The sequence below is a fragment of the Parasynechococcus sp. genome, assembly GCF_042954245.1.
In the GTDB taxonomy this organism is placed as follows: Bacteria; Cyanobacteriota; Cyanobacteriia; order PCC-6307; family Cyanobiaceae; genus Parasynechococcus.
Genome location: NZ_JBGKDP010000039.1, coordinates 1 through 8,419 on the forward strand (window position 1 = coordinate 1; position 8,419 = coordinate 8,419).

An 8,419-nucleotide genomic window follows, 5' to 3' on the forward strand; every position below is an offset into this window, starting at 1 on the left:
TGGATGGGAGGGGTCGCCACAGACCTGCAGGCCGCTACGACGCTACCCGGGCTCTATGCCGTGGGAGAAGTGGCTTGCACAGGCCTGCACGGCGCCAACCGACTGGCCAGTAACTCCCTGATGGAGTGTCTGGTGTTCGCCCATCGCCTCAAAGAGATCGAGCTCGGCCCCGTCCCAACGGCCCTCGGCAGTAGCACAACGCAACCGCTTGCCTTAGACCTCGACGGCAGCAGCAGTTCGCAGTTGATCGACGGCATCGAGCAGCTGCGGCAGCTCTGCTGGCGACGGGCGGGGGTGGAACGATCCACCGCTGGACTGCGCCAGGCCATCGGCAAAGTCGAAGCCGACGAACAACGCCTGGAGCAGCAGGCGCTGCTCCAGGCGTTGCTGCGAGAGGACCCCGGTGCCCCCAGGCTTTTGGCGGAAAGCAGCCGACGTGATCTGAACTTATTGCTGGATCTCCACCACAGGTTGCTGACCAGCCGTCTCATGCTTGAGGCCTGCCTGTTTCGCGGAGAAAGCCGGGGAGGCCACTACCGCAGCGATGCTCCTGCCCCGCTACCGCAATGGAGGCAGCATTGCCGGCAACAACGGCAGCGGGGCATCGTCACCCGTGCCGTCCGGGACTAAGGGCATCCTTGATTCAGAAGTCGGTGTCGCCCTTGTAGCCGCTGAGTTCCGCCAGGGTGTCAAGCCCTTTCACCCCGGAATCGATGCTGTCGTTGATCTCCCAGCTGGGGAAACCCTCCAATCCTTTGCTGCGGCAGAGATCGGCCTGGTTGTTCTCACCGTCCGGCGCACACTCCACCACTTTCAGTTGATCCGAGGCCTGCTTGCCGAACAGCTCCTTCTGTTCATGGCAGTGGGGGCACCAGTAGGCGGAATACATCACGGCGCCGCTGCTGGTGAGGTACTCAGCCAAGGCGATCGAAGCGGGCGTGCTCTCGGTGGTGACAAGCGGTGCGACGCCGGATCCGCTGGCCACGGCCTCGGGCCGATTCGGATCCACCACAGACGCCCAGATCAAGCCCCCCAACAGCACCGACAGGGCCAGAAGCACGCCGCGAAACAGCAGCTGCCCCAAATCGTCCCAACCACCACCAACGATGGACAGTACGAACAGGGCCAGGGAAAGCCCAGCGGAGAGAACGCAGAAGAAGCAGAAGGCCTGAATTTTGAGCAACATCACCCCCAAGAGCAGACCGCTGAAGACAGCCATGGCCAGGGAGACCGTGAACAGGCCCCACCAGGTGCGGCGTAACAGGTCATTCTTGTTTTCCTGCAAGCCCGGCAACAAGGGCAGTAACGCCATCAGCAGCACGGCGCCATAGGCCAACACCCCCACCATCGACAGCGGAATCCCGGCGAAAATCGTCCCCCAGGCACTGTTGAGTACCTTGTCGCAACCATCAGCCGCCATCGGACAGGTGAGGTTGCCGAGCAAACCCCAGCGCTTCAGGCTGATCGAACCGGTGTCGATCAGCCCCGCGCTGGCCAGCACCGCCATGGCGATGCGCGCCCATTTGGCGCCGGAATCCTGGCGGCGACGGCTAACGAGACGGGTGGTGCCCATCCTTGATCTTCAAGTGATCGAATTCTGTCAGTTCCGGCGTGATCTGGCCGCTTCGTAGGCTGATCTTTGGCCTGCCGGCGACGTGATGACAAGCACCCCGACAAAACCGACAGTCGCCTTCGCCCATCTGGGCTGCGAGAAAAATCGGGTGGACACCGAACACATGGTGGGGCTGCTGGCGGAAGCGGGCTACGGCGTCAGCACCGATGAACGCAATGCCGCCGTGGTGGTGGTGAACACCTGTAGCTTCATCCAGGACGCCCGCGAGGAATCGGTGCGCACCCTGGTGGGACTGGCGGAACAGGGCAAGGAATTAATCATTGCGGGATGCCTGGCCCAACATTTCCAGGAGGAGTTGCTGGAGTCGATCCCCGAGGCCAAAGCCATCGTGGGAACCGGCGACTACCAGCACATCGTGGATGTATTGCAGCGGGTGGAAGCGGGGGAGCAGGTGAACCAGGTCAGCGCCGTTCCCACCTTTGTGGGTGACGAACACCTGCCACGCCAACGCACCACCGACCAGGCGGTGGCCTTCCTCAAGGTGGCCGAAGGCTGCGACTACCGCTGCGCCTTCTGCATCATTCCGAAGCTGCGGGGGGATCAGCGCAGCCGACCGATCGAATCAATCGTGGCCGAAGCCCACCAACTGGCGGAACAAGGCGTGCAGGAGCTGATCCTAATCAGCCAGATCACCACCAACTACGGCCTTGACCTCTACGGCAAACCCAAGCTGGCGGAACTGCTGCGGGCCCTGGGAGAAGTGGAAATCCCTTGGATCCGGGTGCACTATGCCTATCCCACCGGGCTGACCCCAGACGTGCTGGCGGTATACCGAGAGGTGCCCAATGTGGTGCCTTATCTGGATCTGCCGTTGCAGCACAGCCATCCGGAGGTCCTGCGGGCGATGAATCGCCCCTGGCAGGCGGATGTGAACGACCGCCTGCTGGATCAGATCCGTGAACAACTCCCCGACGCGGTGTTGCGCACCACGCTGATCACCGGGTTCCCCGGCGAAACCGAGGAGCACTTCCAGCACCTGATGGGCTTCCTCGAGCGCCAACGCTTCGATCATGTGGGGGTGTTCACCTTCTCGCGGGAGGACGGCACGGCAGCAGCCGACCTGCCCAATCGCGTCGATCCCGAGGTGGCTCAGTCCCGCAAGGATGCCCTGATGGCTCTGCAACAACCAATTTCGGCAGAACAGAACAGCCGCTGGGTGGGGCGCACTGTTGACGTGCTGATCGAACAGCACAACCCACAAACCGGCGAGATGATCGGTCGCTGCGCCCGCTTTGCACCCGAAGTGGACGGTGAAGTGCGGGTGCTACCCGGCGCCGATGGTCAGCAGGCCGCGCCGGGTAGCCTGGTGCCGGTGGAGATCACCGGGGCCGACATCTACGACCTCAGCGGGCGGATTGTTGGCGCCCGCGCCATGGTGGCCGCAGCGAGACGCCAGGGTTGACCCTTTTCAAACTGCGGGCCGAGCAGCAACGCCAGCTTTTTCTGATCGCCTCCGGCGTGAGCACGGCTGGTTCGTTCGCCGGCATCACCGCCAAGGGCTGGATTCTGATGAAAGGGGGCGTGGACCCCTTTGTGCTGGCGTTGAACTTCGCTGCTCTTTCACTTCCCACCCTGCTGGTGAGTGGTCCAGCGGGGGTGCGCACCGACCGCGTGGGCTGTGAACGGGTGCTGGTTCAGGCGCAATGGGCACTACTGGCTGCCTCTGGCCTGGGAGCCCTAGCGATTCCCCTGCTGGAGGGCACGGCCCAGGTGCTGCTATTGCTTTGTAGCACCCTTTTGGTGGGCATCGCCGGTGCCTATGAGTTAACGGCCCGCAACAAATACTGCTCGATCCTTGTGGAGCAGCCGGAACAGCTGGCGGGCTACCTCACGAGCTTTTCGGTGGTGTTCAACGTGGGCAAGCTGGTGGGCCCCCCGATCGGTGTGTTATTGCTGGCGGCAACTGGCCCGGCCTTGGCCTTGGGCATTGATGCGGCCAGCTATCTGCTGCCAATCGCAAGTGTGATGTTCTTGCTCAGCCCGAATCGGGATCAGGAAATGCGCAGCAGCGGCGGCCAAGACGCCAGCTTGCTCAATGCCTGGCGCCACTGCGGTGCCACCCTTCAGGGGGTGCTCAGCTTCACCGCTGTGTTGTGTCTGATCGGTTTTTACCACCCTGGATTGGCCCCTTTGATCGCCTTCGACCAACTGGGGCCCAAGCCCACGGATCTAGGGCTGTTCACCAGCGTGCTGGCGGGCGGCAGCATTATAGGCGGCCTGGTGCTGCAACGCAACAGCCAGCGTTTCTGCCGGCGCCCTTTCCTCACCCTCGGGGGCTTTGGCTTGATTACCGCAGTGGCCCAGCTGGGAATGTCCCGCACACCAGCGCCTGTCTTCAGCCTGGCCATGGCCTTTCTGATCGGCGCCGGCACAGCAGGGCTACTGAGCAGCTGCAACCTGATCAGTCAGATCGGCTCACCGCAGGTGATGCGTGGTCGCATGGCTGGACTCAGCCAGATCGCCTTCCTGGGAGGAGGCGGGCTCAGTGGATTAATCGTTGCCCTGATGGTGATGTTCAGCAGCCTCTCAACGGCTTTCGCCGTCACCGGTGGCCTCAGTGCTGCTGTGGCTGTGCTCTGGATGCGAAAGCGAGGAAGGAAGACGCTGGAACCGCTCAGATGAGCTTGATTCCCTTCAGGAGCTTGGTGAGCACAAAAGCCGTCACCAGACCGGAACCAACCAGGCCGAGATAGATGCCGACGCCCATGTGCAAGTACAGAGGTGACAACCATTAGATCAGACACCAGCCTGGGATCTGGCCATTGCACTTAAGGTTTGTAAACAGCTGATACCGATTGAGAGGTATCTCCAGCCGGGCCGACCGGACGTCCATTCACCAACGCCCGACGCCATGCGCACTCTTTTCGTTTATCCCGAGTTCCCGAAGACGTTCTGGAGTTACGAAAAGATCCTCGAGTTGGTGAATCGGAAGGTGCTGTTGCCTCCCCTGGGGATGGTGACCGTGGCAGCCCTTCTCCCTCAGGAGTGGGAGATGAAGCTAGTGGACCGCAACGTGCGGGAGGTGACGGACGAGGAGTGGAACTGGGCCGAGCTGGTAATCATCTCGGGAATGATCGTTCAGAAGGACGACATGGCCGTGCAGATCAGCAAGGCCAAGCAGAGAGGCCTTCCTGTGGCCGTTGGTGGCCCCTTCGCGAGCTCCACACCGGATGCACCGGAACTGGATCTGGCGGATTTCAAGATCCTCGATGAAGGGGAAATCACCCTGCCGATGTTCCTGGATGCCCTGGAACGGGGAGAAACCGGTGGTCGCTTCACCGCCGAGGGAGACAAGCCAGACGTCACCGCCACCCCGATTCCACGCTTCGATTTGCTGCAACTCGAGGCCTACGACTCGATGAGCGTGCAGTTCTCGCGGGGCTGCCCTTTCAACTGCGAGTTCTGCGACATCATCGTTCTCTACGGCCGCAAGCCCCGCACTAAGACCCCCGAACAGTTGGTGGCAGAACTCCAATATCTGCACGACCTGGGCTGGCGGCGATCGATCTTTCTGGTGGACGACAACTTCATCGGCAACAAGCGCAACGCCAAGTTGCTGTTGCCTCAGATCCGCACCTGGCAGGAGGAGCGGGGGTACCCCTTCAGCTTCTCCACCGAAGCCTCCGTGGATCTAGCCGACGACGAGGAAATGATGCGGATGATGCACGACGCGCGCTTTGAAAGTGTCTTTCTGGGCATCGAAACCCCGGACGAAGCCAGTTTGGAAACGGCTCGCAAGGTGCAGAACACGCGCAACCCACTGGATGCCGCGGTGGACCGGATCACCGCCAACGGAATCCGCGTGATGGCGGGTTTCATCATCGGTTTCGACGGCGAGAAGGATGGCGCAGGCCACCGCATCGTGGACTTTGTCACCCGCACCGGCATCCCCGCCGCGATGATGGGCATGTTGCAGGCCCTGCCCAAGACAGCCCTCTGGGCACGACTGGAGCGGGAAGGTCGCTTGATTCAGGGGGAAGACGCCGCCAAAGGCGTGAATCAAACCAACCTTCTGAACTTCAAACCCACCCGACCGATCCGCGACATTGCCAACGAATACGTGGACGCGTTCTGCGCGCTGTACGAACCCAACGCCTACATGGACCGGGTTTACAGCTACTACCTGAAGATGGGCGCACCCCGCTGGAAAGCCGCGGCCAAACTGCCCAGCCTGGTGGACCTCAAGGCGCTGAGCATCGTGGTGTGGCGGCAGGGCATCAAGCGCAACACCCGCAACCGTTTCTGGCGTTACCTGTTTGGCATGGCACGCAACAACCCCGCCCTGCTTGAACAGTTCCTCTCAGTCCTGGCCCACAACGAGCACTTCCTTGAGTACCGCTCGATCGTTCAGCAGGAAATCCGCGAACAGCTGGAATCACTGCCCCCCGAAGAACCCACAGCAGCCAAAGAACTGCAGCCGGCCTGATCCTCAGTCCTGCACGTAGACCGTGCCGTCACGCAGGCACTGCTCAGCCTTCTGCAACTCCCGCCCCAGATACAGGGCATGGTCGAGGCAACTGACCGGGTGGGGGCCTTGCCCTTCTGTGAGCTGGATGCCCAGCTGTTTGGCTGTGCTTCCACGGTAGACGGCTGAAGGGCGCCGAGGAGCATTGCCACCGTCGCAGGGCAGCACCTCACCGGTTTCGGAATCTCTGGCCAACCCTTTTTCATCGATGGTGTTGCCGTAGTGCTCAAGCACCAATTCGGCCACATCATGATCCAGCTTAATCAAGAAATAGCCACTGGGATCCAAAGCGATGAACCGCTGGGACAGGCGCTGATCCAGAGCATCCATCGCCGCAGCGGTGGATGCCGGTGCTTCCGGACTGGTGGTCATGCCTTCAACCTACAAAGCCAAGGACGGAGGTTCTGCTTTGAAGGGCAGCTCCCCATTGATGGCATCGATCTCCTCCATCATCAAGCTATTCACCTTGGGCAACCAGGTGCGGATCAATTGATCCATCTGGGGCTGGTACCAGCGGTGCAGGCTGGCGTGGGGACGTGCCACAAAGCCTCGCCGACGTTTGTGGCTGCCACCGGCTCCAGGGTCAAAGCTGACGATGCCGTTGGCCAGGGCCCATTCGATCGGAGCGTAGTAACAGACTTCGAAGTGAAGACAATCGATCTCCTCATGGCTGCCCCAGTAGCGGCCCCAGAGGTGTCGACCGTCCTGCACGCACATCGACATCGCCACCGGATCACACGGGTCACCACGGTGGGCAGAAAAAAGCATCAGCTGATCGCGGTGCAACCGTGCCAACGCTTCAAAAAAGCCCTCTTCCAGATACTTGCTGCCCCACGGTCCCCAGCGAGCACAGTGCTGCTCATAGAAGCGATGCATGGTCTGCAACAGCATCAGGTCCAGCTGGTCGCCGCTGAGGGGTGTCACGGTGATCCCGGCCTTGGCCACAGCCTTGCGTTCCCGCTTGATGTTGCGGCGCTGGTTGGCATTGAAGCCCTTGAGGTAATCCTCAAACGTCTGGTCGTCGCCGCGGCTCCACAGGCTCTGCTGGTTCAGCCAGGCGGCACAGCCGGCGGCCTCCGCCAGGGGCCGCCACTGCGGATCCACATAGAGGAAATTGCAGCTAAGAATGCCGTTCTGTTCGCAGAAGCGATCGATCGCCCGCAGCAACTCCCGGGTGAGCAGAGCCTCATCTTCTCCAGATCGCACATGGAAGCGGTAACCCAGCACTGGGCTGACCGGACTCATGCCCAGGAGCTTGGGGTAGTAGCGCAGCCCCAGATCCGCCGCCAAACGGGCAAAGGCCTGGTCAAACACAAACTCGCCATAGCTATGACCCTTGAGGAACAGCGGCGCCACCGCAATCGGAATGTCATCACGCCAGAGGGCCAGATGCAGGGGCTGCCAGCCCTGCTCAGGAATAATGCTGCCTGAGCTTTCCAAAGCCTCCAGCCAGCTCCAGCGGTAAAAGGGGATCGCGTCAGCTCCCACCAGGCTGTTCCACTGCTGCTCCGAGATCTCGTTGATGGAGCGATGCCAGCGGGCCGTGAGTGACGTCATTGCGACGGTGCCTTTGGCCTTTGTGCGATGACCTTAACCAGCAGGACGAATGGGCTGATTAGGGCTGCAAGGGCGTTCCATTCGGATCCGTTGGTAGCGAATAAGCCACTCCCCATCCCCGAGATCCTCAGCGCCATCGGACTGCCAAGCACCTGGTTGCGCCAAGGCAGCTGGCAACGGCGCATCGGTGCAAGGCAACCAACTGAAGCGGCCGCCCAGGAGCCGGGGCACCAAGGTGAGCTGGAGGGCATCGACGCAATCGGCTTGCAACAGATCAGAGGTGAGGTGGGCGCCACCCAGGAGCACCAGACGCTGAATCTCAGCCGCTCCAAGCGCCTTGAGCCGCTCCGGCCAGGTTGGTGCCAAAGGGAACCAACGATCAAAGCCTTGATCCACAGGTTCAGGAGCCAGCAGCCAACGCTGAAGCGGCTGATCAAAAAACCGCCAGGTGCTTGAGAAGTCGGGGGATCGGCTCACCACCACAGCAGCTGGCTGCTCGGCTCGCCCCTCGCTTCGGCGTTGCTCAAGCAGCTGAGGGCTGCGGATCAAGCAGGTGCACTGATGGGCCCGCAGGGTTCCGGCACCGATCAGGCAGGCATCCGCCCAGGCGAGCGCCTGCTCCAGAGCACGACGGTCACCCTCACCGCCCAGCTGGGCGGCACCCCCTTCCGGCGGCGCCAAGCGGCCGTCAAGGCTTATGGCCAGCACCAGCCGAACGAAGGGGCGTGAAGGGGTAGGGCGTTGGGGCATCAAGCCGTCGATCA

The 8,419-nt window shown here is 61.8% G+C and carries 9 protein-coding genes; 4 read left to right on the plus strand and 5 right to left on the minus strand.

All coding sequences use genetic code 11. The features are described from left to right. Positions 1-630: FAD-binding protein (locus ACGVJ8_RS01435; RefSeq protein ID WP_392345151.1), on the plus strand; the 630-nt coding region annotated here is incomplete at its 5' end. Positions 631-643: 13 nt separating this feature from the next. On the opposite strand, the gene ACGVJ8_RS01440 is transcribed toward ACGVJ8_RS01435, so the two are convergent. After that, complete coding sequence (locus ACGVJ8_RS01440) at positions 644-1,573, minus strand: vitamin K epoxide reductase family protein (RefSeq protein ID WP_392345152.1); 930 nt, start codon at positions 1,571-1,573, stop codon at positions 644-646. An 85-nt stretch (positions 1,574-1,658) separates the two neighbouring features. On the opposite strand from ACGVJ8_RS01440, the gene rimO reads away from it, so the two are divergent. Both rimO and ACGVJ8_RS01450 read left to right on the plus strand, forming a co-directional pair. After that, positions 1,659-3,035 (plus strand): 30S ribosomal protein S12 methylthiotransferase RimO, encoded by a 1,377-nt coding sequence (gene rimO, locus ACGVJ8_RS01445; protein ID WP_392345153.1) that lies wholly within the window; start codon positions 1,659-1,661, stop codon positions 3,033-3,035. Beyond that, entirely contained in the window at positions 3,032-4,255 is a 1,224-nt protein-coding gene (locus ACGVJ8_RS01450) for an MFS transporter (protein WP_392345154.1), read from the plus strand. The genes rimO and ACGVJ8_RS01450 overlap by 4 nt, the downstream gene beginning before the upstream one ends. Here the strand turns inward: ACGVJ8_RS01450 and ACGVJ8_RS01455 are convergent. Next, entirely contained in the window at positions 4,248-4,361 is a 114-nt protein-coding gene (locus tag ACGVJ8_RS01455; protein ID WP_392345155.1) for a cytochrome B6, read from the minus strand. The two genes, ACGVJ8_RS01450 and ACGVJ8_RS01455, sit on opposite strands and share 8 nt — an antisense overlap. A 123-nt stretch (positions 4,362-4,484) precedes the next feature. Between ACGVJ8_RS01455 and ACGVJ8_RS01460 the strand changes: the two genes are divergently transcribed. Beyond that, positions 4,485-6,059 (plus strand): B12-binding domain-containing radical SAM protein, encoded by a 1,575-nt coding sequence (locus ACGVJ8_RS01460; protein WP_392345156.1) that lies wholly within the window; start codon positions 4,485-4,487, stop codon positions 6,057-6,059. Positions 6,060-6,062: 3 nt separating this feature from the next. Here the strand turns inward: ACGVJ8_RS01460 and ACGVJ8_RS01465 are convergent, their stop codons facing one another. Genes ACGVJ8_RS01465 through ACGVJ8_RS01475 form a run of 3 tightly spaced genes read right to left on the minus strand, consistent with a single transcriptional unit; the run spans position 6,063 to position 8,405 of the window. Next, positions 6,063-6,470, minus strand: a complete 408-nt coding sequence (locus ACGVJ8_RS01465) for a DUF4346 domain-containing protein (RefSeq protein WP_392345157.1) — start codon at positions 6,468-6,470, stop codon at positions 6,063-6,065. 9 nt (positions 6,471-6,479) lie between these two features. Continuing rightward, entirely contained in the window at positions 6,480-7,655 is a 1,176-nt protein-coding gene (locus ACGVJ8_RS01470) for a GNAT family N-acetyltransferase (RefSeq protein ID WP_392345158.1), read from the minus strand. A 33-nt stretch (positions 7,656-7,688) separates the two neighbouring features. Beyond that, positions 7,689-8,405: a RibD family protein gene (locus tag ACGVJ8_RS01475; RefSeq protein WP_392345159.1), complete on the minus strand. Its 717-nt coding sequence runs from the start codon at positions 8,403-8,405 to the stop codon at positions 7,689-7,691. Between the last annotated feature and the right edge of the window lie 14 nt (positions 8,406-8,419).